Source organism: Mycolicibacterium agri, assembly GCF_002553505.1.
In the GTDB taxonomy this organism is placed as follows: domain Bacteria; phylum Actinomycetota; class Actinomycetes; order Mycobacteriales; family Mycobacteriaceae; genus Mycobacterium; species Mycobacterium agri.
Map to the genome: position 1 here is coordinate 1 of NZ_PDCP01000269.1, position 242 is coordinate 242.

1 pseudogene is annotated in these 242 nt (G+C 65.7%); it reads right to left on the bottom strand.

The window, feature by feature from the left end:
• Positions 1–242, bottom strand: a pseudogene (locus CQY20_RS34125) (1-deoxy-D-xylulose-5-phosphate reductoisomerase); the annotation flags it as partial.

Below are 242 nucleotides of genomic sequence, written 5' to 3' on the forward strand. Positions count from 1 at the left end.
GTCCACCATCGAGTGGATCACGCTCTGCGGGTGGATCACCACCTCGACCTGGCTCGGCTGGGCGTCGAACAGCCAGCACGCCTCGATCAGTTCGAGCCCCTTGTTCATCATGCTGGCGGAGTCGACGGAAATCTTCCGCCCCATCGACCAGTTCGGGTGCGCACAAGCCTGCTCCGGCGTCACCGAAGCGAGTTGCTCCAGCGGCGTCTCGCGGAACGGGCCGCCGGAGGCGGTCAAGAGGA